1 protein-coding gene is annotated in these 524 nt (G+C 44.3%); it reads right to left on the reverse strand.

Going from position 1 to position 524, the window contains the following annotated elements; genetic code table 11:
• Positions 1-157 precede the first annotated feature (157 nt).
• The coding region (locus K8O68_RS21715; protein WP_230897757.1) for a DUF6431 domain-containing protein at positions 158-524 on the reverse strand (367 nt) is incomplete at its 5' end.

The following is a 524-nucleotide window of genomic DNA, read 5'->3' on the forward strand; positions in this document are numbered from 1 at the left end:
AAATTTTGTCCCGGAGATACTTAGCTTGCCCTGAGTCTATTCCTTTGGCAACTAAAGGTGCAATTATCTCCATTCGTGCTGCGGCAACTTCTTCTTGTGATTCGCGTTGACTCATCACGTAGTCCTCCCTTGTAAGAAAAATGATTTCTTTCTTACTTTATGATCTGTTCAAGGAGGACAGGTACGCAAAACGGGTCTGTAACCAAGAATGGGTATTGACGATGGGACGGACAAGACGTGTCAGCCAACCATCTTCAATACCTACAAATTCCCCAATCAAATGAAGTACGGACGAATCCCTTGGGGATGATGGATTCGGTACCTGCATAAAGTAGCGAAGCATAATGGCTCGAAGACAGCGAATGGCGTCGGTTAACCATAAAGAAAACCAGCGGATCCAACGGCTTAACGTAGAAGATTCCGCTCCGACTGGTAAGCGATCTTTGATCTTATTTTGTGGATGAACAACTGCCTCGATAGAGGCGGCATCATAATGTTTATGAGGAACTAAAATATCTGGTAAC

This window comes from Salipaludibacillus sp. CUR1 (assembly GCF_021028955.1).
Lineage (GTDB): Bacteria > Bacillota > Bacilli > Bacillales > Salisediminibacteriaceae > Salipaludibacillus.